This window comes from Vibrio mimicus CAIM 602 (genome assembly GCF_000338875.1).
GTDB lineage: Bacteria > Pseudomonadota > Gammaproteobacteria > Enterobacterales > Vibrionaceae > Vibrio > Vibrio mimicus.
The window spans coordinates 31131-56573 of the sequence record NZ_AOMO01000024.1 but is presented as its reverse complement, the minus strand read 5'-3'; the positions used below and the strand labels follow the sequence as shown (position 1 = coordinate 56573).

Sequence of the window (25443 nt, the reverse complement as noted above, 5' to 3'; positions counted from 1 at the left end):
AGATATTGGAGGTGTTTATGATTTGAATATTCATTTGTGGATGGTTTTAAAGTTAAGTATTAAGGAGTAAATTATGGCTCGGAAAATATTTAAATTTCAACAACTCGGAAATGCTAATTATAGTAACGAAGTCTTTCGTTATATTGCATTATGTTTGACGATATTTTTACTAATATCATGTAATTTAGGAGATGGCTCTAACGATAAAATTGGGAAAGAGTTCTTTGTTGATTGCTCGCAAGAGAAAAATGGTGATGGTACTGATTTCTCTCCATTTAATAAAATTGAAGCCCTAAATAACATTTCCTTAAACGCAGGAGATAGAGTCCGTTTTAGAAAGGATACTGTCTGTAAAGGAAGTGTCATTGCAAAATTTTCTGGTACCGAAGATGCCTCTATTGTTTATGAAGATTACGGGTCTGGTTCACAGCCCCCGCATATTGATGCCAATGGTGAAAAACAGGCGTTTTTAGTTCAGGACTCAAGCTGGGTCACGGTTCAAAATCTCTCACTTTCTGCTCCTGGTGATGGAAAGCAGCCAAGAAGAGGAATATTTGTTACAGCGGAGGATAGCGGTGAGCATAAGGGAATTAAGATAAATAATTTGGAGATTCAGAACGTACGTGGGTACATGCCTTCAACGGTGGATGGTCATTATCATGGAACGGGCAAATATGCAGAAGCTTCGGGCGGAATTATCGTTGAAGCTAAGGGAGAATCTGTTCCTACCTGGTTCAATGGATTGGAAATTAAAAATAACAAGATTGATGATGTTGACCGACAAGGGATCTACACCTGGTCAAATTGGTGCCAACGTGCGGAACTCGTGCCTTTTTGGTATGAACTGTGTACTGCACAGTGGCAGCCTTTTGAAAACACGGTCATTAGTGGCAATCAATTATCCAATATTGGTGGAGATGGTATTGCGCCGATGACCACTAAAAATGGGCTTGTAGAGAAGAATGAATTAGACGGATTTAATCTCCGTTCACAGTCTCCTAATGCTGGTATGTGGTCGGCAAATAGTGACGATGTCGTGTATCAATACAATTTAACTTCTGGAGGAAATACAACAAAGGATGGGATGTCGTATGACGTTGATCATTCAACAAACGGCATTATTTATCAGTACAACATCTCATGGAATAACGAAGGAGGCTTTATGCTGATTTGCCCTTATGGTGACTTAAACAAAGGGCGAGCCAGCAATTTTGTGGTTAGGTATAATTTGTCCGTAGCTGATAGAACACGTACCTTTCAAGTATGTAGTGGTGGAGCGTTCAACGGGCAGATATACAACAATACGTTTTTACTTCCGACTGACACCTCAAACTCTTCCAAAGCTCATATCGTCTTAGTGGAACCTGCTACGAAAGATAAAGTGGTTGAGTTAATGTTTTCTAACAACATATTCATGCAGTTAGAAAAAGGGATTGAACCTGAATGGAAATACGACGACACCTCAATTCAAGGGAGCAATAACCTTTACTTCAATGTTCCTCCAATGGTTAGCGATGATTACTTTTTCATTGAAGACCCGAAACTCGCACGGCCAGGCTTGGCTAACTACCAATGGCAAGATTACATGCCTGCAAAAGATTCAGTCACGGTTTCTCAAGGTACCCAAATAGACAATAGTGTAGAGACTGATGCTTTGAATCAAAATGTAGGTTCGCCTCCGACTATTGGAACGCTAGAACCATAACTTCAGACGTAGAAGATCATTACTTCGCGAAGCCAGTTTTTTCTCTGTTGTTCAATGGTTCTGAATATATAGTTTCAACTGTTTTTGAGGTGGCTGAAATGCTTGAAAAGCGTGGAGTTACAGTTGATAACCCCACGCTTTATCAGTGATGGTAACGATATACTCTGAAATATATACAAAGAGCACTAGTCGCTATGCTGCTATCTAATAATAGCGACGCAACCATCCAGCAAATAAAAGTATCATAAGTGCAATCTCTCCAACCCCTCCACTTCCACTGGCTGTAGGAGTCGATTTCTTATATGGAGGAGTTTGTGGCATAGGTGCATTCTCATCAATATCAACGAACAAACTTAAGGGTTGATAGACAGATTGCTTGCCAATTTTGATATGCAGAGTTCCATAGCGATCATTGGCATCGTAATACCATCCTTCTTGTGAAGCGGTGAGTTCCTCCATTGACGTCACTTCATCTAGAGGCCCACTGTCAAATTCAATACCCAATGGTTTTAAAAGAGACAAGATCTGAAAATCGTAACTGCGCTCAGAAATCTGTCCTTCGTAATCATTGTGAACATTCGCAGGGTTAACGGTTAACGTGATGTCACCTGCCACTCCACTTTCCGGTGCGTTGGCCGTAATTTCCGTTTCCGCATACGCTTCTTGTTCTTTGTAAGCTCGGGTCTCACCATCATCTTCATATAATGTAAAGGAAGAATCACCATGGGGATAAAGCTGTACAATCAAATGATCTTTAGCCTGTAACGCATCTGAACGAGCACCGATATACATAGGAATGATTGCTCCCGCTTTCACAAGGACGGGAATTTTTTCCATAGTGATCGGATATTCCTCTAAGAGCATTCCGCCTTCAGGAACCGAAGTCCGAGTTCCATCCCAGAAATCGATCCATTCTCCTTTGGGTAAATAGATATTTCTCCGCCACCCTTTATTTGTTTCCATAGAGTCGTAAACCGGTGCCACGAGCAGAGATTGGCCATACATATATTGGTATTTGAACTCTTCCCCTTTTAAACGGGGATCGTTAGGAAACTCATACGTCATTGCTCTAACTAATGGAGCCCCAGTTCGGTCAGCGTCATAAGCGTATTTGTACATGTAAGGCATTAGCTGCGATTTAAGCATCAGGAATTTTCGGTTGATATCACGATAGGAGTCGTGCCACCAAGCGTGTTTACGCTCTTTATTGTCCCAACCGGACATCGCTATCAGTACCGGCGTGAAGGCTTTAAACTGTATATCACGCGTATAGGTTTCCGCACCATGACCAAAAATACCGTTCACGTCTGAAGAGGCGTAGGCCTGACCAGACAAACCAGAACCGATAAATGTGGGTATATGCCAACGAATGTAATCCCAGCTTGCGTATTGATCTCCTGTCCAAGCCACAGCGTAACGTTGCGTTCCAGCCCAGCCCATGACGGTCCATATCATGCCTCTTGTATCAGAGTTATCCACTAGGCCAGTATGCGCGTCATTATTTGCAGAAAGAGAGTAGAGTTTACCAGGTCCGGTCCAAGCAACATCTAGCTTGTAAACACGAATACCATCTATGACCTCTTGTTTAATTTGATCAAGCTTTTTTTGAGTCCATAAACCCGTTTTGATACCTAAACCATTTAGCTCATCAACCGTGCTTTTTAGATCAGAGTAACCACAGCCATATCCATCATTTGGTAAAATCCAACCCAAAGGCATATCATGTTCTTTGTAAGGCACACCCACTTGCTTAGCCACATCAATTGTACTGCCTGGCTCAGTGGGCCAACCGTCTGGATAATAGCCGTTCTTGTTTTCATAGCAGTCGGCATCACCAAGATAATAGGCCCATCGTGCTAATAAGTGCGGTCTTCCGGTTAGATTCGTATATTCATTAATGATGTCACCTAATGTGTCACCGACAAAATAATAAGCGTCAAAACGATTTTCGTTGAAACTGGATGTTACTCGATCAGTATCGCGAAAATCATAAGCACCATTTCGCCAAGTATGCCGTAAAACGCCGTAGCCTTTATCAGATATATAAAATGGGGCTGGGTTTGGTCGGCCAAATTCGTTCCATCCATTATAAGAAATTTCCATGGTTTTATTATTAAATTCGAATTCTCCATTCTGCTGGCCACCACCATAGTAATGTTCATTCTCTTCGCTGGAAAATGTTTGAACAGTTTTCAAATTACCATTTTTAAACTTTAATTCATCACGGTCATAACTATCCACACTATCACCTAAATAAATAGGCTTAAGTTCTTTCCATAGCAAAGTACTATTATCTGTTTTATATAGATCAAACGTCAAAGGTAAGGGTTTATCCTTAATCTTTGCATGATTAATACGTAACGATAGCTTATCTGTTTGAACTAAGTGATATTCTCCTTGGTTATTAACCGTAAATTCGACTTCACCTTGATCACTATTTATTACAATGTCAGGCAGTTCATCCGGATTAAAATCGTCAGCTTGGCAATTAAAATTGCCACATTGGTCTTCTATGGCATCATCCTTTGCTGCAGAGAATTTATCATCATTACTAGCCTGAATACGAAAAACAGCAGGGTTAATAAAGTGAATGACCACATGCTGTCCATCGTTAGTTTTCATTTCAATATGTTGTTTTTGAACTTTTAAGGAGTCGACATCAAGTACTCCTAAAGGTGCAGCAGATATGGGTTGGCTAAAAAAGAACATGCCTAGATATATAAAGCTCATAATTAGGCAGGTCACTATTGGAATAAATATCCAATTGTAAAATTGACGTACTATTTTCATTTTAATTACTCCTTTTATTAATTAAGAAGAAACAAAAGAAACACAGTTTGTCATGTTATTAGACAAGAAAACCCCAAGCCTTTATTTGATGGTTGTCACAGATGAAATTATCGTTATTTTCTGTATCTAATCTTTCGGTTTATAAGGAGTGAAATGGTTATTTATTCTTTGTTTGAGTTTTGCTTTTTTAAAAACAATAAATTAGATAGTGAGTAATGACTTTACCGAAAGAATAAAATATCAAGTGTGTTTATTTCATTACGTTATTCAACTTGATTTCGGTTCCAGAACAATAAAATGTATGTATACCAAAGAAAGAATGTCTACTCCTAACACAATAACAATGCGAGCTATGGTTCTCGATTGTTTAGACATAACACCAACAGTCTTTCCATCTATTTTATGGATTGGATAGCCGGTACCTGCCCGGGCTCATGCCGGTTTTCTTTTTGAAAACACGAGAGAAATAGGAGAGATCGCGGTACCCGCATTGATAGGCGATGTAGGCAATTTTGGCTTGCCGTTTTTCAATGAGCATATATTTGGCGAGATTAATCCGCTTATTTGATAGGTAATCTCTAAAACTCAGTCCCATCTCTTTGTGGAAGACCTTTGAAAAATAAGTCACTGAATAGTGGCAGAACGAAGCCGCATCTTCTTCACGTATCACTTTGCTTATGTTTTTGTCTATATGGTCGAGCAGTGGCTGTAATGTTTGATGAATTTGGGGAACTTTTAGCACTGGGTTCGCTTCGGATGGCGATGTTACACCTAATTCGACATACCAATTGAGGTTCATCCGAGTTATCAATTTTTGTAACCACATTTGAATATCATTCATGGCCAAGTTTAAGTGATCAAAAACCGCAGAATGGTAATAGGCTCCTAGCTCAATGGGTCGCGAGTGAATCAGGATCAGCTTCTTATTCAGATTGATACTTAGCTTTAGTGCGGTCAGCAGCAATGGATACTGCTCTTCTGATCGAATAAAAAAGAAAGCGAATTGGGTGCTGGGTTCGCTGAGTATAGAAACATCGGTGTCATGCTCAATCAGTGTAAAAGCATTGAGGATGAGGTCTTTTGGCGTTTTATCAAGATAGCGAACTGAGCTTCCCAACCAATGAGCAGTGTGCCTCACTTCCATGTTGATTCCCCTCAAACCGAAGTAAAAATGCCAAACTACTTTGTTAGATATATAGAGGCTAAATCATCCGTATCATCGTTGTTACTCGTTCATCTTTTTATCGAACGGTTGGGCTGAAGATGATTGCCTTCATACAAAAAGGTTATGTGTAGCCACAAAAAAGTGCCAACAAAAAAGTTAATTGAAATAGTTTTTATGCCACTCAGTTTATACATATCAATAAATCGAATTAAATTTCTTATTTTTCAAGTGCTTTAATTTTTAGTTTAGAAAATACCCCTCATTTTCTTTTCGCTGTTTTCCACTGAAAGTTTGTTTTTTAGTGACCTTCTCCGCAAAAAAGTACTAGCAAAAGACAAAAAAAATCCTAACGACTTTGTTTTGCGGGCTCTAACTTTAAAGGGCGCATTCGGTGCTTATGGAAGGAGAGACACAATGAGCAATCTAGTCAATAAAGTGAAAGCCTTTATGCAAGATGAAGACGGATTATCCGTGGTTGAATATGTGGTTGGTGCTGCACTGTTAGTTGTAGCTTTAGGCTTAGTGTTCAATAGCTTAGGAACAAACTTGAAAGATAAACTTGACACTGCGATTACTGGCTAATGAGCAGCATGATGTTGCCTGAGTACGCACGATCAATAGTTGATTTTGTTGCTGACGATGATGGCTTAAGTGTCGTTGAGTATGTGGTTGGTGCTGCACTTTTAGCGCTGGCCATCGGTATCTTGTTCGCTGAGTACGATACCAAGCTCATCAGTAAAATCGAAGCTGCACTGAGTTAGTTGAGTATCTCTTTGGGGAGATGGGGGAGAAGCTAGTGTTAGTAAACAGTTTGATATGGTTCTGCTTGCTAGTGGTGGCTGTCTATGACGCTAGAGACAATCGCATACCAAATATTTGGTTACTCCCCCTTACTCTTTTAGCTTGTGTTCACTCGCTGAGTGCTTATGGTTTGTCATTCTTATTGTCTTCTCTTGCCGCGGGAGCGGTTTATTTCGCTGCTGGTTTGCTCCTTTATTACTTCAGGGCAATGTCTCCGGGTGATGTAAAACTGCTTGGTGTGGTGGGCATGATAGTGGGATGGGAAGCAATGGGAGATGCCGCCTACTGGATAACGATATCCGCAGGTATGGTGGCAGCGCTATTTATGCTGCTGCACTACGCGCAGAATCCCGATTCACTGAGCCAAGTGGTAGGGCGTTATTCACAGCAGGCAATGAGTGGCAACATACCGATCCTTTCATCACTTCAATCACGGGTTTCAATGCAGGCAAAACTGACCATGCCATTTGCGCCCGCGGTTGTTATAGGGTTGGCGATGTTTCATTACTTTTAGGATGAACACATCCATTCATTAGGGGGCTTTATGGGCGCAGAACCCACAGCGAAGCACAGAGATAAACTGACGCCTCAAGCAGAGCCACCTAAGGTGCCGACTTCTCTGAATCAACTGAAGATCCCCGCCGTGGTGGTGGAAAATCTGTTGATCAAGCAATTGGCGGCATACCCTAAATCTGATCTTCTTACCCTTACTCGGTTAATGGGGCTCAATAGCCATATCGTTGACGAAGCCCTTGCCGTATTGCGTAAGAAATCACTCATTGAAGTCTTTCAATCCGATCCGGTCGCTTTTGGGGAAACCAGTCACGGTGTACGTATTCTCTATGCCTTGTCAGAAGCGGGTACGGAAGCGGCCGATCAGGCATTTATTAAAGATGCCTATTTAGGGCCTTGCCCTGTCTCGGTTGCAGAATATACCGAGGTGGTTAAGGCTCAAGATGTTCGCGTGAAAAACGTCAACCGTGCCGACGTCGAATACGCATTTAAAGATGTGCTGGGCGCGCATCGATTGGTGTCGGTGTTAGGTCCTGCGATAAATTCGGGTCGAGCATTATTGCTGTACGGCGAGGCAGGAACGGGTAAAACATTCGTGGCGACTCGTTTGCTGAACTCTTTGAACACCTCGGTCTTTGTTCCTTATTCTGTTTATGCCGCAGGTAACATCATTAAGGTTTTTTCTCCTCAGCATCATAAGAAAGTGGAAGAGGAGAGCGGGCAACAATCTATCGTATTCAAAGACCAATATGATAAACGTTGGGCGTTATGTGAACGGCCAAGTATTCAAGTTGGTGGTGAGCTAACAATGGAGATGCTGGAAGTGAACCATTCCCAGCATAACCGGGTTTGGATGGCACCACTGCAAATGATGGCCAACAACGGTATTTTCATTATTGACGACTTGGGCCGTCAGCCCATGCCCGTGGCGACCTTGTTGAATCGTTGGATTGTTCCAATGGAATATTTTTACGATTATCTCTCGCTACCCAATGGCCAACAGATTTCCATTCCATTTATTTTGACACTGGCTTTTTCAACCAACTTGGATCCTGAAAAAATCAGTGACCCAGCATTTTTACGTCGTCTCGGTTACAAAGTTCAATTCCAACCATTAATGAAAGATGAGTATCAAGAACTTTGGCAACTCATGGCTCGTGGTAAATCGTTAACGTTAGAGCCTGAATTATTTGACCGCCTTACTCAATTACATGAGCAACACAGCGTCGGCTATTACCCTTGTTTGCCTAAAGATATCGCCGGGATCTGTCGCGATATTGTGGCTTTTGAAGAATCAGCTCCCGTGATCACTAAGCAAGTCCTTGAGCGGGCGTGGGAAGTCTACTTTACCGCGGATGGTAAAGGTGGAGGATCTCGATGAAACGCAATCAAATTATCTTACTGTTTTTATTCTCCATTCTTTTAGGTTTGGCAGCGGTATTTTTTGCTAAGCAATGGATGGATAAACAAATGACGCCTCAGCAAGCCGTCGAAGTAGTGGAGCGAGAACCGGTTGTCATTGCAGCGATTGATATACCCGCAGGCAGTGTGATTGAACAGCAGCACCTCACCACGAAATTGCTCGAAAAGTCTTGGCGTAATATTTCCCAATTTTCGGATCCGAAAGTACTGGTCGGGCAAATTGTCACTGGCCCTATTTTTCAGGGTGAAATCATTTATGTGCAAAGGCTAACAGCGCCAGGAGAAGGCTCAACACTGGCTTCTCTTATTCCTGAAAAAATGCGCGCCATCACTATTCGAGTCAATGATGTTATTGGTGTCGCTGGCTTCTTGTTGCCGGGGAATCGGGTTGATGTACTCAATACGGTTTCCTATAGCAAAGGCTCGGCCGTGACCAACACAGTGCTTAAAGACATCAAAGTGCTAGCGGTTGACCAAACCGCGAGAAGCAAAGAGAACAAACCGATCATTGTGCGAGCCGTAACGCTGGAAGTCACCCCTGAGCAAGCAGAGAAATTATTAAGTGCGCAAAGCAAAGGTGAAATTCAGTTAACGCTAAGAAATCCCCATGAACCCGAGGAGAAGGTTGCAGTCACTCGTCGTTATGTCGCCCCTAGTGTCACCATAATCAAAGGGACGGAGTCATCGAAGATTCAGGTAAAAGAGTAAGGTGTGACGCATGAAAATTTGGATTGTAATTTTTACATTAGGCGTGCTGAGTGCTTTTACCGCTCAGGGTGCGATACAGACAGGGAAAGTGGTGACGGTGCCTCACCATAAATCCACTTTTGTTGTGTTATCGGGCAAGGCCAAACGTGTCTCACTGGGTGATCCCCAAGTGCTTGATATTGTGATGTTAAAGTCGGATGAGCTGTTTTTGATTGGTCGTAAGTTAGGCTCAACCAATTTGATGGCATGGGACAGTCGCGGCAATTTAATTGAATCACTCAATGTCGAAGTGACACACGATCTCAACAGCCTGAAACAGAAGTTGTATGAGTTGCTGCCAGATGAACCTATTCAAGTACATAGTGCGCAGAATCGTTTGATGCTCAGTGGCATGGTCAGCAATCAGGAAAAAATGAATATTGCTCTGCGGGTTGCCGAAACTTACGCCGCAGGTCAACAAGCGGATGAGGCTACAGCTTCATTAAACAGTCAGGTTGATAAAAATGGCGTGATTAACCTCATGACCATAGGTGGGGCGCAGCAAGTGATGTTAGAAGTCACCGTGGCAGAAGTGCAACGCAGTTTGGTTCGCCGCTTTGATTCCAATTTTCACTTCTTTGAGAAAAATGGCAATTTCTCTTGGGGTGGCACCTCAGCAGGGGGAATCATTGATGATATTGGTGGTGTAGTCGGGCCCGTATTTAATGCACCAAACATTGAAAGCACAGGCTTGCTCGGAACCTTTATTGATGGCGATACGCTGTTTACCTTTGCGTTAGACATTGCCAAAGAAAATGGGGTCGCCAAAGTGTTAGCAGAACCTAACTTAACTGCGTTAAGTGGTGCAAAAGCAGAGTTTCTTGCTGGGGGCGAATTCCCCATTCCAGTACCCGATAAAGATGGCGTGACCATAGAGTACAAAGAGTATGGCGTGGGCTTGAAGTTCATCCCGACCATCTTAAGCGACAAACGGATCAACCTTAATTTAGCGGTCGATGTCAGCGAAATCGCATCCTCAAATACCCTGACATTAAATCCGGGTACGACCAATGCCAGCTATTTCATTCCCCCCATCACTCGCCGTTCAGCTTCTTCAACACTTGAACTTGCCGATGGGCAGACGATTGGTATCGCTGGTTTGTTGAGTGAAAACGTTCGTGACGTTACCAGCAAAATGCCCGGGTTTGGTGATATTCCAGTATTGGGTCAGTTGTTCCGAAGCCAGAACTACATTTCCGGTGAAACGGAGTTGGTCATTCTTGTGACTCCTCGTCTGGCTAAACCGGTTGATCGCAACAAAATTACCTTACCGACCGATGCCTTTGTGGAGCCGAGTGATTTTAAATATTACTTGCTTGGCGAAGGGGCTTACATTGCGGAATCTCCGGTGGCTCACAATGGGCGTTCATCATCAGAACCTGAGTTTATTCAATCGGGTCAAGGTGGCATTGAAGGTGAGTTTGGACACAGCTTGTGAGGCGAGAAAAATGAAGACTTATATGATGTTCGTTTTGGTCAGTCTCTCGGTTTTAGGCGGCTGCGCAAATGATGCTCCTATGGGGCAATATGTGGCTAAACTTAAAGCAGAGCAAACTTATAATCCTGATGCGAGTCAGGAAAATAAAGACATCATTCCTTACGGCAGTGGCGAGAAGATGGACAGTGCTTATCAGGTTTACTTGGATAAGAAAACGGAAAGCATGTCGAGTAGTAGCAGCCAAGTGATTAATGGCAGTAATTAGTCGCCGTTAAGGATTGGATTATGGACATTACCCAACATCGCAATGGAAGATGCAAACAGCAAGGCTTAGTGTTGGTCTTGGTGACAGCGGCGATGGTCAGTTTGGTGATTTTAGCGGCCATCGCCATTGATGTGACTCATCAAGTGGTGAACCGTACCAAACTTCAGAATGCGGTTGATGCGGCTGCACTGGCTGCCGCTATGGTTGCGGATGCCACTCACGATACCGCAACTGCAACAGATGTCGCGAAGTCAACGCTTACCTCAATGCACAACGCCTCAGGCAACAGTGAGTTGGATGTAGATTCTGCGAATTTTGGTATTGCCTATTCCAATGATCCACTCTTGTTTCCCGATGGTAGTTTTGATGCAACTGGCGACATTTATGTGCGGGTTTCTGTAGCCGACCTCAGCTTAACTGAATTTTTCATGCAAGCCTTAGGTATGGCGAAACAAGTTTCTGCGGCTGCCGTTGCAGGGCCGAGTTCCAGCATTAACACGATTGGCAACGTAGTCCCGATCGGGGTGTGTAAAGGGAGTGAAAGCGGTGGCATTTATGGCTACCACTCGAGCGATGTTTATGCACTCAAAGTCGGCGATTCCAGTTTGACTGCTATGGGATCAGGTAATTACAACCTGCTGGATTTTGGTTCAGGTGCCGATACGGTGCGTGAAGCATTAGGCGGTGGATACGAAGGTACTGTCGAGATTGGTGGTGATATCGATACCCAAACAGGGGTGGCAGCAGGCCCGGTAGGGCAAGGTATCAATACTCGATTGGGGATTTATCAAGGTGGTGTTTCCAGTAGCGATTACCCACCCGATTACGTCACCGAATTACCCGCTACTCCCGCGACGCTCGATAGCAGTGGCCATGTAGTTTATGACTACACGAATGATCTCACTTATGCCAAATATAAGGCCGATACAGAAGCCTGTATTGCCGACAGCAGTTCCGGTGATTGTGAATCAGGCGGCCAGCCTTGGCGCAGAGTGCTGCCTATTCCGATTGTGGATTGCACGGGCAAAAAAGGAGGTTCCACCACTTATAAGGTTGTGGAAGTCGGGTGTTTCTTCCTTTTACAAAAAGTGCCTACGAGTAACTCAGGCGGCGGGCAAATTGTATTCGGGGAATTTATCGATTCTTGCTTGGTAGAAAACGGTTCGATTGGAAACACACCGGAAGACCAAGGCGCGTACAAGATCATTCTGTACAAAGATCCGAACAGTGGAGGTGCTTAACATGACCTTCTCAAATCAACGTACTAAACAACAAGGTTTTGCTGCCATAGAGATGGTGGTGACCTTACCCGTGGTTCTGATACTTCTGGTTGGCATGCTAGAAGTCGGGCATATGTTCACTCAGTACAACACGTTGGCAAAAGGAGTACAAAACGGCGCCCGTTTTGCGGTCAATGAAGTCTACGGCACGATTTCTTATGACCAAATCGCCAATGAAGCGGACATCAAAAACATGGTACTTCATGGGCAAGTGACCGGTGGTAGTTATACCATTTTGGAGAACTTAACCGCAGATGACATCACGGTTACCCACAGTAATGGTTTCGTCACCGTCACGGCTTCCTATGTCTATGTGCCCACGTTTACGAAAATCCCTTATACCGATACGAATCTGGGGATTACCTTCACTGCTTCGTCAGTGATGAGGAGTCGATTGTGAGAAAGCATGGCGAAAGCGTTGGCAAAAAAATGCACGGTTTAGCGGTGATCGAATTCACCGTGATTTCAACTGTGTTGATGCTGATTTTGCTATCGATTTTCTCCATCGGCTATTACATGTTTTCCGTTCAAATGATTAACGAGACCACACGCAAAGCCGCACGCTTAGCGACCGTGTGCTATGTCACCTCTGCTGCGCAACAAAACATAAAAAGTGCAGTATTAGGGGGGAGCTTACCCAGTAACTTTACCGATCAAAATTTGGTGATTGAGTATCTTGATGCCAATGGAGCGGTGGTGACAGGGGATGTCACCGATAACAATGTTTTTATAACCATAAAATACGTCAGAGCTAGAGTCAGTAATTATCAGTTTCAGTTTGTTTCTATTCTGAATTTCTTAGGAAACAAAGGGTTGGTCGTGGTTCCGGAGTTTGAAACCACACTGCCCGTTGAAAGCTTAGGAATAGTCAGACCAACAAAAAATGATGCTGATGGTTCCATAACAGACTGCTAGAGGACGGTGTATGGGCGAAGCTGTAAAGCTTAGTAGGAACAATGAAGACAGTTATATTCGATTAAAAACAAGTTTACATATTTGGGTGCTATACAGTAGCGAGCGTTTTCAGCTTCATATGGGGACACAACTGAAGCTGTGTAAGAACCTCAGCTTTGACCTGATTTCACTCTCTAACGTGAACGTTTCGGGGCTGACTCATTTAACACCACCCGATTTGATATTTGTCGAAACTGGACCGAACTGGGCACAAAAAGTACTCGCTTTACAAGAGTACGAAGCACCGAGTGATGATTTTGAAGCCTCTCTGATTGTATTTGGGGATGAGGATGACAACGGTGCTCTGAAAATCGCATTAAGGTTAGGCGCGGCTGATTTTGTTTCCGATAAAGCGATGATGAATGACTTTTTCCATCTATTGAAAAACGTGTCGGAAGAGAAACTGGCCAGCCGTGAACTGGGGGAGCTGCATCTTTTTATTAATACCAAAGGGGGCTGCGGCGCATCGACATTAGCGCTTAATACCGCATTGGAAATCGCGGCTTCTCATCCGGAAAAAGTGTTGCTGCTGGATTTGGATATCCCGTTTGGGGTGATCTCCGAATATCTTAGCATTACCCCGCAATACAGCCTGACTGATGTGATAGAGCACGCAAAGGATCTGGATCATGACTCGCTGAGCGCTATGGTGACCAAAATGGACAATGGCCTGCATGTGCTCGGGTTTTTCCATGAAAATACCACGGAAGATTTCGATAAAGCGCGGGAAATTGGCCGTTTATTACCTATCCTTAGAGAGATATATCCGTATGTAGTGATCGATTTGTCACGAGGCGTTGATCGCATCTTCTCTGCGGTTGTCGCACCTGCAACGAAAGTGTTTTTAGTCGCCCAACAAAACTTAGCGGCCATCAAAAATACCTCGCGTATTTTGCGCCTGCTGACACTTGAGTATGGGGTGGCGAAAGAGCAAATCGAGTTGATCATCAACCGTTATGAGAAACGGGCGTCTATCAACATAAAAGATATAGAGAAAACCATCGCGGGCATTTCGGTTTTTATGATTCCGAATGATTACCGAGTGGCTATAGAAAGTGCCAACTTGGGGCGTCCGATCGTCATGTATAAGAAAAACACAGCGATTACACGCTCGATTGTGGATTTTTCTCACCATATCGCTCTGCCTGAGGCTGAGAAAAAAACATGGTTTAAGAAATTGTTTTCTTAGAGTGTGCGACGACAGAGAAACGAAAGGACACGATTATGTTTTTCAAACGAAAAAATATAAATCCGGAGTTTCAGGAAAAAGCAGCAGCATTAGATACGGAGCCTTCATCTCCTGTAAGCAATGAGGCTTCGTCAGATAAAGAGTCAAGAGTGCTATTGCCGAATGCCACTCCTTTAGAAGTGTCGACTCAAGATAAAAAATTGCTGGAGCGGCAAGCCAAGGACAAAGCGTTAGAAGAAGCGCGTAAACAGCTCGAACAAGAGTTATCCATCAAGCATTACTATCATCGGCGCTTATTGGAGATATTGGACTTGGGTTTGCTAGCAAGCCTTGAGAAAGAGCGTGCCAGAAACGATCTCCACGACGCGATTGTGCAGTTAATGGCGGAAGACCAAACACACCCAATGAGCTCCGAAGGGCGCAAACGGGTGATCAAGCAAATTGAAGATGAAGTGTTTGGTTTAGGGCCGCTAGAACCTTTGTTGCATGATAAAACCGTCTCCGACATCTTGGTGAATGGCCCGAAAAACATCTTTGTTGAGCGGCGGGGTAAGCTAGAAAAAACGCCCTATACCTTTTTGGATGATCGCCATTTAAGAAACATCATCGACCGCATTGTTAGCCAAGTTGGGCGTCGTATTGATGAAGCTTCCCCCATGGTTGATGCGCGCCTGCTTGATGGCTCTCGCGTCAATGCCATTATTCCTCCTCTTGCCTTGGATGGTGCGTCCGTTTCCATTCGTCGTTTCGCGGTTGATAAGCTCACCATGGACAATATGTTGGGTTACAACTCACTTTCACCACAAATGGCAAAGTTTGTTGAAGCCGCCGTACAAGGTGAGCTGAATATTCTGATTGCTGGGGGTACAGGCTCAGGAAAAACCACCACGCTCAATATCTTCTCCGGTTTCATTCCTAGTGATGATCGCATCATTACTATTGAAGACTCCGCAGAACTGCAACTGCAGCAACCCCATGTGGTGAGGCTAGAAACTCGCCCGCCTAATTTGGAAGGCAAAGGGGAAATCACCCAACGTGATTTAGTGAAAAACGCACTACGGATGCGGCCAGATCGCATCGTGTTAGGGGAAGTACGTGGTGCAGAAGCGGTGGATATGTTGGCTGCGATGAATACAGGTCACGATGGTTCATTGGCAACAATTCACGCCAATACACCGCGTGATGCTTTAAGCCGGGTCGAAAATATGTTCGCCATGGCAGGTTGGAACATTTCGACCAAAAATTTGCGGGCGCAAATTGCCTCCGCAATTCATTTGGTGGTGCAAATGGAACGCCAAGAAGATGGTAAGCGCCGTATGGTCAGCATCCAAGAGATCAATGGCATGGAAGGGGAGATCATCACCATGTCGGAGATTTTCCACTTTAAGCGCCAAGGAGTGGATGCAGAGGGCAACATCATCGGGTTTTATACCGCGACTGGGGTAGTCCCCGCTTGTCATGAGCAGTTAACAAAGCGCGGATTGAATTTACCGTTCGAACTGTTTAACGAAAGCTATTCATAGCAGGGGGCGAACATGGATGACATTACCTATTTCTTCATCTTGTTATTCTTTGCGGTTGTCTTCATTTCTCAAGCCTTGATCCTTCCTGCTGCGGGAAGCAAGGCCAAGCATAAAGAGCTTGCCCAACGCTTGAAAGAAACCCAGATGAATCTGGATCAGGAAGCTCGCTCCTTACTGCAAGAACATTATCTGAAAAGCTTATCTCCTCAGGATCGCAGCCTGGTTAAATTTGCGGTTTTTGCTTCTTTGAAAAAATCGATTGAGTTGTCCGGCTTGGATTGGTCATTGACTCAGACACTGACGGTGTGTTCCATCATCAGTGTAAGCATCATGAGCACGTTGGCATTTTTGGGGCAGGCTTGGTTTTTAGTTTTAGCCGGAGGTGTGGTGGTATGGTTTGTTCTGCAGTTTTTTTTACAAAAACGCATTGCTGATCGCCTCAGTCGGTTTGAAGAACAGTTGCCGGATGCGCTCGATATCATTCGCAGAATGCTGCAAGCTGGGCAGCCCGTAACCCAAGCGTTTAATGAAGTGGGCAAAGAGATGGCCGCACCGATTGGGCTTGAGTTTAAAAATACCTTCAACTTGCTTAACTATGGTTACGACATGCGATTGGCCATTATGCAAATGGCAGAACGTACGCCTACGGTTTCAATGCTTGCCTTTGCAAGTGCGGTTATGCTCCAAAAAGAAACCGGGGGCAACCTTTCGGAAAACCTCGAAAAAGTCGGCAAAGTGCTGCGCCAACGTTTCAAATTGACCAGAAAGATCAAAACCCTTTCAGCAGAAAGCCGCCTTTCCGCGTGGATTCTGGTGCTTTCTCCCTTTGTGCTGTTTATAGGCTTAATGTTCATCAACCCTGATTATGTGACGCCGCTTTATCAAGACGCTCGAGGGATGGAAATGGTGAGTGTAGGTATGGTCAGCTTGTTCTTCGGCGCTATTTGGATTCGTAAGATCATCAGCTTCGAGGTGTGACATGGACGAATTACTCGTGGTTTTTTCGGATATCCAAGTCAATGACCAATGGGTGTTTTTGGCTTTAATTTTAGTTTCAACCAGCTTGTTGGTGGTGACAGTGGCTTTAGTCTTTTCCGGCAATCGTGCGCCCATGAAGAAAAAGCTAGAGCAGATCAATAAAGAGCTGTCGGGCAATACGCTGAAAAAGAAAAACCGCAAAGTGGATAACACTTTGGAGTCATTAGCGCCGATCTCGGCGGGTAAAGAATCGAAAGAGCGGGCAAGCATTCGCACGCAGTTAATGCACGCGGGTTTTCATAATCGTGATGCCTTATCCCTGTTTTATGCGCTCAAAACGTCCTTTGCCATTTTGGGTGTTAGTGGGGCAGCCTTGGTGTTCTTCCTGTTGCCCGATATGGATAACGGTACGCTGGTGATGCTGGTTTCCGTGGCGGGCGGCCTTTATCTCCCCAATATGGCTTGCATCACTTTGTGAAAGAGCGCCAAAGAACCATTCGTGCAGGTGTGCCTGATGCACTCGATTTACTCGTCGTGTGTACTGAATCAGGGCTTGGTTTTAATGCTGCCTTGAGAAAGGTGGCGGATGAATTAACCATCTCTCACCCAGAATTTGCTGATGAGCTGGATACGGTATGTGCCAAGATCAAAGCAGGGGTGGAGATGCCTACCGCGTTTGATGAACTGGTGGCTCGCACCGGATTGACGGAGATCCGTGGCCTAGTCAACATGCTGTCTCATGCTTCAAAGATCGGTGGTAGTTTGTCGCAAACCTTGCGTGACTACACCGAAGATTTTCGCGACAAACGCAATCAGGAAGTGGAAGAAATTGCAGCAAAAATTCCGACAAAGATGATTTTTCCACTACTGTTATTCATATGGCCTTGTTTCTTTATTGTTGCCATTGGGCCAGCGTTGTTATCACTTTCGGATGCGCTAGGTTAAGGGGAAACGGATGGACATGCCCAAAACTTTACTTGGTTTGTTGGTGGCTATGGCACTTTACGGTTGTGCAAGCCAAGAACCGCAAGGACCCAAATACGATCTCAGTCTGTATGATGGCAGACCAGTTGACTCACTTACATCAGAAGCTTTGCCAGCGTCAGAAACCGAAGCGATAAGCCGCGGAGACACGGCATTAAGAAGCAACAACAATGACTTGGCGCTTTATGAGTACATACGTGCGATTTCATTCCCTGATGCCAAATATCAAGACAAAACCTTGTACAACATCGGCCGAATTCATGAATCTCGCGGCAACATTGCCTTAGCCGATAAAGCCTACACCATGGCATTGGAATACAACCCCAATAGTGTCAAAGCATTGGAACAACTAGGGGCAATTTACAGTAAACAAGGGCGTGTTGATGAAGGAAAAAGTTATTTCCTACGCGCGTTGAACGCAGACCAAGTGCGACTCAAAAACAGCAAAACCATGACAGGCAAGCTGAGTACGGTACAAGAAATCAACCAGTTGAAAGTGGATAACGCATCGCCTGCTACCGCTTATTTGGGACTGGGTGTGCTATCCGATGTGGATGCACAACACCCGCTGGCAGAAGCGTATTACCTCAAGGCATTGGAGATTAAGCCCAACTCGGCCAAAGGTATGCTGAACTTAGGCTATTCCTACTATATGAGTGGTCAATACGACAAAGCGGAGCGCTACACGCTCGCAGCGCTCGAGAAAGATCCTGAAAATAAAAAAGGGCAGAATAATTTAGCGCTCATTTATCTGGGGAAAGATGAAATCCCCCGAGCCACCAATATTTTTATGCGCAGCATGGGAGCGCCGGAAGCACTCAACAATGTAGGGTACTTTTTGATTCTCCAAGGTAAACCAGACAAAGCGATCCCCTATCTGCAAGAAGCGATAGACAAAAAGCCCTCATACTACAAGTTAGCGAATGAAAACCTTGAACGGGCATTAGCTTTGGTTCGTGAGCAAAAAGCCAAGTCGCCAAGCAAGGTTGCCACTGCTTCGAGCAAACCATAATGAGATGATGACTCGCGGCGAACAGCGGTCATGATGCTTTGAGCCAACATGGGTTGCTTGGTTTTTTTACGCTGAGTTAAGTGATCCATTCCTCATCTTTGTGTACTGAAATGAATTCAGTACCGCCATTCAGTTTGGTGACTCTAATTTTCGCCATGCGAGATTTACTCGCGGTAGGAGGGTTTCTACACTCCGAATACTGAAATCTATCTCGTGGCAGGTGATGTAAAGCACAATGACTGAAGATGCCCTGAATTCTAGCGCTCCCATTTCTCATTTAGGCGGCTGGCAAGTTGACCACCGCTCTCGCACATTACATAAACAAAACTCCACTCTACATTTTGACGCAAACCAGTTTGCAGTTCTGGTGCTTCTTGCTGAGCACGCTCCCCAAACAATTACCAAAGATGAGCTTTTGGAAAAAGTGTGGCATGGGAAAGTGGTCACGGAAGACAGCATTTATGTGGTGATTAATGGGCTGCGGCGGATTTTCTCTGATAACGCTAAACATCCTCAATTCATTGCGACAGTCAGTGGTAAAGGCTATCAATGGATTGCAGAAGTACGTCGTGAAATACCTAGCAAGGATAAGAAAAGATGGGTAGCGGCCAGTGCGGTATCATTATCTGTGATTTTATTCGTTATGGCTGCATTCTGGTTTTTCCGGCCAACTCCACCTGAGCTTTCACCGACGGCGCTTGAGACTTTTCAACGCGCAAACTATTTGATGACTCACTCGCCTGAGTATCACGATGAAGCGATCGGCATATACCAATCGCTGATCGATCAATATCCTGATTTTGCAGAGGCACATGTGAAACTTGCAGCCGCGATGATGACTAATATTTTCAATAGTGATACGCGGATTGTTGAGAAAAAACGTTGGATAGAACAGCACTTATTGAAAGCGTTGGCGTTAAATCCGCAACACCTCGAAGCACATAAGCTGTTGGGTAATCTTTATTTTTTGATTTTCCATCAGCATGACAAAGCAAAAATACATTTCGAACAAGCGCAGGGAGTGGCCGATGCCCATTATTTTTATAGCCAGTTTTTGTTAGCCATGGGCGAGTTTGAAGCAGCACATCACCAACTGGAGCAATACATTGCCTTACATCCTCAAGGTTATTCGAGTGAAGGGGCGGCTTGGGTTTATACCATGGCGGGGAATTACCCGCGCGCGAGGCTTGAGCTGAAAAAGCTCAAGGAGTTTTCCGCAGATAGTTATTATTACGTTGTCTCCCAACAAGCCATTGCTGAGCTGAGTGGAGAGGATAAAACCGCTTTTGAGATTTTGCTGCAACTCATCGAAAAAGCAGGTTACAACCAAACAGATCGTGACACTTTGCAAAGTGAATTTGATACCAACGGTTTACAAGGTGTGTACCACTGGCTGGCTTTTCGTGATCCGCAACAGTTGTATATCGGGCAATATTCACCGCCGCTTTCTCTTGCTCGTTATGCGATTGTCGCTGGTGAGCATGACGCGGCGCTAGACTGGCTAGAAATGGCCTATCAACAAGGTCGGATAGAGTTACTCTGGCTGGTCGCAGACCCCAAATATCGTCCCTTAGTGAATGAGCCACGATTTATCAGCTTAGTGGAAAAGCTCAATTTATCTCCGGCATTACAATTACTTAAGAATATTTAAGACCATTTTAAGAACGATTTAAGGACAGTAGTGATGGGTTCAGCCCATGCTGCATTGTCTTTAATCACACAATGGATGGTCACATGAAAACACAAATCCGATCCCTATTGCTTTTGGGGTCTTCGCTGCTCTTTAGTCTTGGTGTCGCAGCAGGTCAGCAGAGTCAGTTCGAGTGGTTTTATCAAACCGAGGATGCCATTTGGTCCTCAGTGAAAGTGCAGCAAGATACCGCTTACTTTGGCAGTGACGATGGGCATTTTTATGCTCTCGATCTTCGAGATAAATCATTGAAATGGAAATTTGAAACCCAAGGCAGAGTTCGTAGTCACGCGGCGTTTTATGAACAATGGGTACTGTTTACCAGTGACGACGGTTATTTGTACGCACTCGATCAGGATAGCGGTGAGCTGAATTGGAAAGCCGCACTCAATGATGGAGACGTAAAACGTGTTTTACCTGCCAACCAAGCCCCTTGGGAGTTCGATTACAATAAATCCTCGCCGGTGATCGACGACGATATGGTTTATGTGGGGAGTGCGGATGGAAAGATGTACAGCTTCAAGCTCAAGGAAGGGAAAGCCAAATGGAGCTATGCGACTCAGAATGCGATTCGCTCAACCCCGGTCGTTTATGATGGGCTAGTGGTATTCGGTTCAAAAGATGGTGGGGTTTATGCTCTGAATCAACGCAATGGGAAACTAGTCTGGAAATATCAAACGGGAGCTGCTGTGGTCTCTGATCCGATAGTGATGGATGACAAAGTCATTATCAGCTCCAGAGATACTAAAATTTATGCGCTTGAGGTGAAAACAGGCAAAGTGGTTTGGCAGTACGCATTTCCTGATCAATCTTGGGTTGAATCATCAGCTGCAGCTGATCCCTCTGGGAAGCACTTTTTCATTGGCAGCTCGGATTCTCATAAACTGCAGAAATTTGAAACTGAAACAGGAAAACTGGTTTGGTCGTTTAATACACGTGGTTGGTCATGGGGTACGCCTTTGGTTCACAAAGACACGGTGTATATCGGAGCAAAAAGTGCGGACGACTACTGGCAAATCCCTTATCGCGGTTTCTATGCGGTCGATGCTCAGGCTGGTGATCTAGAGTGGCAGTATCAACCGATGCGAAGTAAAGCTTATGTTTCCGGTGGCGTTTATGGGCAACCGGCTCTGTATCAAAACCAGCTGTTAGTTCCGGATTTGGATGGTTCAGTGCGCGTATTTTCGGTAAGAGAAGTGCAATAGTTTTACGAACAGTTCAAACAACAATGAGTTTATGGCTCCTCAAAAGGGAGCCATATTGCTTTCTTTAGGCTCTACTGCATCGTTCAGGTTTGTTATTGCCGACTTAGTTCTGTGTTATTCATCTTTGTCTGTAATGTTATTTTTTCGATCATTTGCTTACCTTGGTCACAGTTTAATTGTGGGAAAAGTACATTCCCTTGAAGGTTGCATTTTATATATAGGAAAATTCTCCCATATTATTCAGTCTGTGGGAAAATGATGAATAAGCAAGTGTTTATTAATAGTGTGAATAGCCTGAAATCAATCACTCCAGCAGAGAAATTGATTATTGAATATTTCATTAAAAATTACACCATGCTGCCATTTGCAAAAATGGATGAGCTTTGTCAGCAAATTGGTGTAGGTAAAGCAACACTTGGCCGATTTCTTAATCGTTTAGAATTTGATGGTTTTATTGATTTTAAAAAACGTGTTTCTGAAGATCTTGTTCAGGAATTAACAACGCCAATTGATCGATGTGTAAAATCCAATATTCAAAGTCCTTACGCAGAATTAATAAAAAATCAACAACCAAGAGATGCTCTCCAATCTGGAGAACACTTATCAAATGTTACAATCCGATGATTTCTCATTGGCTATTCAGTACCTTCTTAATCCACAGGGCAAACTCTATATTATGGGGAGTGCTTCAGCCGAGGCGCTGGCGAATTATTTCTATTTGCTTGCCCGGTATCTGAGAAAGGATGTCATTCTTCTCAAGGCCGATCCCTCTACCTTGCCGCACCAGTTGGTGGATGTAGAACCAGACGACACGCTTTTTGCATTATCTTATCACCGCTTTTCCAATATCACGGTTCGTACCGTTCGTTGGTTTAAACAAAATGGCGGAAAAATCATTCTGCTTACCGATCAACAAGTCAATCCATTTGTTGCTTACAGCGATATTCAATTTACTGCTGAAAGTCACAGTGAAGGTTTATTTAATAATCGTACTGCGGGATTCTCTATTATTGAGCTGTTAATAAAGGGAATGTCGATCACCAATGACAAAGATAAACGATTTCGAAGAATTGAAGATACATTTAATGATTTTCATATTTTCAAAGAAAGTTAAGAGAATATAAATAACTCTTACAGCTCATTTTAAATGAGCAAAATTAACTACTAGAGGTGTAATATGATTACATACTTAGCTATACCTATTATTTTTCTGGTCGGATTTTTTATTATTAAAAAATATAACACACAGGCAGTATTGCTGCTTGCGGGTTTATTTATGATTATGCTGGGCGTCATCAATGGCGATGGTGATTTTATGCCCAAAGGCGGTAAGCAACGGTTCAATTATTGTCGATTTTTTTGAAGTCATTCATGTCATTGCCTCTTCGACCTTAGCGAAATTAGGTCTGATTATTATGGCGGTAGGGGGCTTTTCAAAATATATGAGCCATATTGGTGCTGCGAATGCCATGGTTCAGATCGCCACCAAACCACTGTCGTACATCAAAAACCCTTATCTAGTCCTCTCTATGGCGTATATCACAGGGCAGTTAATCAACATTTTTATCCCAAGCGCGACGGTTTATCTCTGCTGCTTTTGGTTGCAATGTACCCTGTGCTAGTTGGTGTTGGGTGTAATCCAGCGGCCGCTGCTGCGGTTGTTGCAACCACTGGTTGTTTGGATTTAGGGCCGGCATCTTCAGCTGCCAATAAAGCGGCAGAAATTTCAGGCATTGATGTTGCGACCTATTTTGTTAGCTACCAGCTACAAGTGTCTGTAGCGGCGATGATTGTAATTGCGAGTTTGCATTTTGTCTGCCAGCGCTACTTCGATCGTAAAGATGCGGAGAAAGGCATTCAAAGTGAGTTCAATATTCAGGAAAAAGAACAGCGCGCAGTACCTAAGTGGTTTGCATTTTTCCCAGTCCTGCCTCTGATGTTGCTACTGACATTCAGCCAATTCGGTATCGATACGATCAAAATGAATGTCGTGGCAGCCATGTTTATCGCTCTGTTTGTTTCTATGGTTTTCGATTTCATTCTGACCAAAGATGGCAAAGCGGTAGCCGCCTCATTGAAAGTGTACCTAGAGGGAATGGGTGGCGTGTTCGCCAGTGTTGTAAGCCTCATTATTGCTGCGCAAGTGTTTGTTACAGGTCTAGAATCTATCGGCTTTATCAGCTTACTTCTGGATTCCGCTTCGAGTGTTGGGTTTGGTTACATCGCAATGGTACTGGTTTTGGTTTCTATCATTGTGGTGGTGACTATGTTGTCAGGTTCTGGCAACGCTTCTTTCTTCAGCTTCTCAAACTTAGCTCCGGATGTGGCGGCTCAAGTGGGTGCACCAATCGCAGCAGTTGCAATGCCAATGCAGCTTGCTTCTGGGTTAATGCGTTCTGCTTCTCCGGTTTCAGGTGTGATTATTGCCTGTGCCGCGGTAGCCAATGTTTCACCTATTGAGCTTGCTAAACGCACGGTTATCCCGATGTTGGGCGGTTTAGTCACTGTGTTGGTGGCTTCACAGCTATTCATTTAGGAGGCAGTCATGAATATTGTTGAACGATTTATTGGTTATACCGAAATCAATACCACAACAGATCGACTCAAAGGGGCGCAAGGGGTGATGCCGTCATCACCCGGCCAAATGGTGTTAGCACAACAATTGGCGCGTGAATTAGAACAACTTGGCTTGGTGGATGTGCAGGTTGCCGATACGGCAATTGTTACCGCAACACTACCCGCCAATATTGAACATGATGCGCCAACAGTTGCTTTCTTTGCACATTTAGATACGAGTGCGGAGCAATCCAACGATACGCGGGCACAGATAAAGCTACATGATCAAGACGCGATCTGCCTGAATGAAGAACTGGGCATTTACCTGCGCGAGAGTGAATTCCCGGACTTGGCGGCATACCGAGGCCAACAGATTATTGTGACCGATGGAACCAGCTTACTGGGCGCGGACGACAAAGCGGCGATAGCTGCGATTATGGATGCACTTCAGTATTTTCAAGCGAATCCAGAGCAGAAACACGGCACAGTAAAAGTGGCTTTCTTACCGGATGAAGAACAAGGGTTAAGAGGGGCGAAGGCCTTTGATGTGAAAGCTTTCAATGCGGATTTCGGTTTTACACTCGACTGTTGTGGTATCGGGGAGTTTGTGTGTGAAAACTGGAATGCGGGTGATGTGGTGGTGACGTTTACGGGTCAGTCTGCGCATCCCATGTCGGCCAAAGGCAAACTGAAAAACTCCTTACTGATGGCGCATAAATTTATTGCCATGCTGCCCGCTGGTGAAGCACCGGAATACACGGAAGGCCGAGAAGGGTATTACTGGGTCAAAGAGCTCAAAGGAAATAGTGCGAAAACCGTGTTGAATCTGGACGTGCGTGATTTTACTCAGGAAGGATACCAACAGCGGATGCGTTTTTTACAAAGCTTGGCGGAGAGTTGTCAGCAATTGTGGGGCGGTGGTGTAGACATCCAACTCAGCAATCGCTACGAAAACGTTGCCAACAGCTTGCAAGAGGATCGTTTTGGGATTTTGGAGATTGCCCGACAAGCCTATCAGCGGAATAGCATTGAGATGAAAGCCATCCTATGCGGGGTGGCTACGATGGCGCGGTGTTATCTCAAAAAGGGCTACCTTGTCCAAATTTGTTCACGGGCGCACATAATTTCCACTCTATTTACGAGTATCTTCCTGTTCAATCACTCTATGCAGCTAGCGCAGTAGTACAAGACATCATTCGTATAACCAGTGAAAAGCAGTGAAATCA

Annotated in this window: 19 protein-coding genes and 4 pseudogenes; 21 read left to right on the top strand and 2 right to left on the bottom strand. The window is 44.4% G+C overall.

The features are described from left to right. Window positions 1-73 precede the first annotated feature (73 nt). Window positions 74-1705: a hypothetical protein gene (locus D908_RS13810; RefSeq protein ID WP_005523338.1), complete on the top strand. Its 1632-nt coding sequence runs from the start codon at window positions 74-76 to the stop codon at window positions 1703-1705. A gap of 204 nt (window positions 1706-1909) precedes the next feature. Here the strand turns inward: D908_RS13810 and D908_RS13815 are convergent, their stop codons facing one another. Further along, window positions 1910-4495, bottom strand: a complete 2586-nt coding sequence (locus D908_RS13815; RefSeq protein ID WP_032467541.1) for a glycoside hydrolase family 31 protein — start codon at window positions 4493-4495, stop codon at window positions 1910-1912. A 400-nt stretch (window positions 4496-4895) separates the two neighbouring features. After that, window positions 4896-5639, bottom strand: coding sequence for a helix-turn-helix transcriptional regulator (locus D908_RS13820; protein WP_005523335.1), 744 nt, complete (start codon window positions 5637-5639; stop codon window positions 4896-4898). Window positions 5640-6074: 435 nt separating this feature from the next. On the opposite strand from D908_RS13820, the gene D908_RS13825 reads away from it, so the two are divergent. From D908_RS13825 to pepT, 20 genes and pseudogenes are all read left to right on the top strand, one after another. Beyond that, on the top strand, window positions 6075-6242 hold the full coding sequence (locus D908_RS13825; RefSeq protein WP_005523332.1) for a Flp family type IVb pilin: 168 nt from the start codon (window positions 6075-6077) through the stop codon (window positions 6240-6242). Window positions 6243-6250: 8 nt separating this feature from the next. Then, a complete protein-coding gene (locus D908_RS13830; RefSeq protein ID WP_005518785.1) occupies window positions 6251-6421 on the top strand; it encodes a hypothetical protein in 171 nt (56 codons plus the stop codon). Window positions 6422-6456: 35 nt separating this feature from the next. Next, window positions 6457-6975 carry an A24 family peptidase gene (locus D908_RS13835; RefSeq protein ID WP_032467551.1) on the top strand — a complete coding sequence of 173 codons (519 nt, stop codon included), beginning with the start codon at window positions 6457-6459 and terminating at the stop codon, window positions 6973-6975. Between the two features lie 30 nt (window positions 6976-7005). After that, window positions 7006-8355, top strand: coding sequence for an ATP-binding protein (locus tag D908_RS13840; RefSeq protein WP_005523328.1), 1350 nt, complete (start codon window positions 7006-7008; stop codon window positions 8353-8355). Next, entirely contained in the window at window positions 8352-9104 is a 753-nt protein-coding gene (cpaB, locus tag D908_RS13845; protein ID WP_005523326.1) for a Flp pilus assembly protein CpaB, read from the top strand. Before D908_RS13840 ends, cpaB begins: the two co-directional genes overlap by 4 nt. Window positions 9105-9114: 10 nt before the next feature. Beyond that, the gene (locus tag D908_RS13850) at window positions 9115-10581 is read left to right on the top strand and encodes a type II and III secretion system protein family protein (RefSeq protein WP_000708143.1); all 1467 of its coding nucleotides are present in this window, start codon (window positions 9115-9117) and stop codon (window positions 10579-10581) included. 10 nt (window positions 10582-10591) lie between these two features. Beyond that, a complete protein-coding gene (locus tag D908_RS13855; RefSeq protein ID WP_005512626.1) occupies window positions 10592-10846 on the top strand; it encodes a hypothetical protein in 255 nt (84 codons plus the stop codon). A gap of 20 nt (window positions 10847-10866) precedes the next feature. Further along, window positions 10867-12087, top strand: a complete 1221-nt coding sequence (locus D908_RS13860) for a VWA domain-containing protein (RefSeq protein WP_005523324.1) — start codon at window positions 10867-10869, stop codon at window positions 12085-12087. Between the two features lies 1 nt (window position 12088). Beyond that, complete coding sequence (locus D908_RS13865; protein WP_005523322.1) at window positions 12089-12526, top strand: TadE/TadG family type IV pilus assembly protein; 438 nt, start codon at window positions 12089-12091, stop codon at window positions 12524-12526. Window positions 12527-12555: 29 nt separating this feature from the next. Beyond that, on the top strand, window positions 12556-13041 hold the full coding sequence (locus D908_RS13870) for a TadE/TadG family type IV pilus assembly protein (RefSeq protein ID WP_032467550.1): 486 nt from the start codon (window positions 12556-12558) through the stop codon (window positions 13039-13041). 10 nt (window positions 13042-13051) lie between these two features. Next, window positions 13052-14269: a CpaE/TadZ family protein gene (locus D908_RS13875; RefSeq protein ID WP_000503362.1), complete on the top strand. Its 1218-nt coding sequence runs from the start codon at window positions 13052-13054 to the stop codon at window positions 14267-14269. 35 nt (window positions 14270-14304) lie between these two features. Further along, a complete protein-coding gene (locus D908_RS13880; RefSeq protein ID WP_005523315.1) occupies window positions 14305-15792 on the top strand; it encodes a TadA family conjugal transfer-associated ATPase in 1488 nt (495 codons plus the stop codon). A 12-nt stretch (window positions 15793-15804) separates the two neighbouring features. Then, complete coding sequence (locus D908_RS13885) at window positions 15805-16770, top strand: type II secretion system F family protein (RefSeq protein WP_005523310.1); 966 nt, start codon at window positions 15805-15807, stop codon at window positions 16768-16770. Between the two features lies 1 nt (window position 16771). Then, window positions 16772-17715, top strand: a pseudogene (locus D908_RS0119045) (type II secretion system F family protein). A gap of 10 nt (window positions 17716-17725) precedes the next feature. After that, entirely contained in the window at window positions 17726-18766 is a 1041-nt protein-coding gene (locus D908_RS13890; protein ID WP_005523307.1) for a tetratricopeptide repeat protein, read from the top strand. A 235-nt stretch (window positions 18767-19001) separates the two neighbouring features. Beyond that, window positions 19002-20417, top strand: a complete 1416-nt coding sequence (locus D908_RS13895; RefSeq protein WP_005523304.1) for a winged helix-turn-helix domain-containing protein — start codon at window positions 19002-19004, stop codon at window positions 20415-20417. 83 nt (window positions 20418-20500) lie between these two features. Next, on the top strand, window positions 20501-21661 hold the full coding sequence (locus D908_RS13900) for an outer membrane protein assembly factor BamB family protein (RefSeq protein WP_005523303.1): 1161 nt from the start codon (window positions 20501-20503) through the stop codon (window positions 21659-21661). A 258-nt stretch (window positions 21662-21919) separates the two neighbouring features. Next, a pseudogene (locus D908_RS23010) lies at window positions 21920-22775 on the top strand (MurR/RpiR family transcriptional regulator). A 63-nt stretch (window positions 22776-22838) separates the two neighbouring features. Then, window positions 22839-24197: pseudogene (gene dcuC / locus D908_RS0119035) on the top strand (C4-dicarboxylate transporter DcuC). A gap of 9 nt (window positions 24198-24206) precedes the next feature. Continuing rightward, window positions 24207-25438 (top strand): annotated as a pseudogene (gene pepT, locus D908_RS13905) (peptidase T). Window positions 25439-25443 lie beyond the last annotated feature (5 nt).

Excerpts from the sequence above, each read along its gene's own strand:
- D908_RS13810 (WP_005523338.1), top strand. The coding sequence starts at position 74 with ATGGCTCGGAAAATATTTAAATTTCAACAACTCGGAAATGCTAATTAT.
- D908_RS13815 (WP_032467541.1), bottom strand. The coding sequence starts at position 4,495 with ATGAAAATAGTACGTCAATTTTACAATTGGATATTTATTCCAATAGTG.
- D908_RS13820 (WP_005523335.1), bottom strand. The coding sequence starts at position 5,639 with ATGGAAGTGAGGCACACTGCTCATTGGTTGGGAAGCTCAGTTCGCTAT.
- D908_RS13825 (WP_005523332.1), top strand. The coding sequence starts at position 6,075 with ATGAGCAATCTAGTCAATAAAGTGAAAGCCTTTATGCAAGATGAAGAC.
- D908_RS13830 (WP_005518785.1), top strand. The coding sequence starts at position 6,251 with ATGATGTTGCCTGAGTACGCACGATCAATAGTTGATTTTGTTGCTGAC.
- D908_RS13840 (WP_005523328.1), top strand. The coding sequence starts at position 7,006 with ATGGGCGCAGAACCCACAGCGAAGCACAGAGATAAACTGACGCCTCAA.
- cpaB (WP_005523326.1), top strand. The coding sequence starts at position 8,352 with ATGAAACGCAATCAAATTATCTTACTGTTTTTATTCTCCATTCTTTTA.
- D908_RS13850 (WP_000708143.1), top strand. The coding sequence starts at position 9,115 with ATGAAAATTTGGATTGTAATTTTTACATTAGGCGTGCTGAGTGCTTTT.
- D908_RS13855 (WP_005512626.1), top strand. The coding sequence starts at position 10,592 with ATGAAGACTTATATGATGTTCGTTTTGGTCAGTCTCTCGGTTTTAGGC.
- D908_RS13860 (WP_005523324.1), top strand. The coding sequence starts at position 10,867 with ATGGACATTACCCAACATCGCAATGGAAGATGCAAACAGCAAGGCTTA.
- D908_RS13865 (WP_005523322.1), top strand. The coding sequence starts at position 12,089 with ATGACCTTCTCAAATCAACGTACTAAACAACAAGGTTTTGCTGCCATA.
- D908_RS13870 (WP_032467550.1), top strand. The coding sequence starts at position 12,556 with ATGCACGGTTTAGCGGTGATCGAATTCACCGTGATTTCAACTGTGTTG.
- D908_RS13875 (WP_000503362.1), top strand. The coding sequence starts at position 13,052 with ATGGGCGAAGCTGTAAAGCTTAGTAGGAACAATGAAGACAGTTATATT.
- D908_RS13880 (WP_005523315.1), top strand. The coding sequence starts at position 14,305 with ATGTTTTTCAAACGAAAAAATATAAATCCGGAGTTTCAGGAAAAAGCA.
- D908_RS13885 (WP_005523310.1), top strand. The coding sequence starts at position 15,805 with ATGGATGACATTACCTATTTCTTCATCTTGTTATTCTTTGCGGTTGTC.
- D908_RS13890 (WP_005523307.1), top strand. The coding sequence starts at position 17,726 with ATGGACATGCCCAAAACTTTACTTGGTTTGTTGGTGGCTATGGCACTT.
- D908_RS13895 (WP_005523304.1), top strand. The coding sequence starts at position 19,002 with ATGACTGAAGATGCCCTGAATTCTAGCGCTCCCATTTCTCATTTAGGC.
- D908_RS13900 (WP_005523303.1), top strand. The coding sequence starts at position 20,501 with ATGAAAACACAAATCCGATCCCTATTGCTTTTGGGGTCTTCGCTGCTC.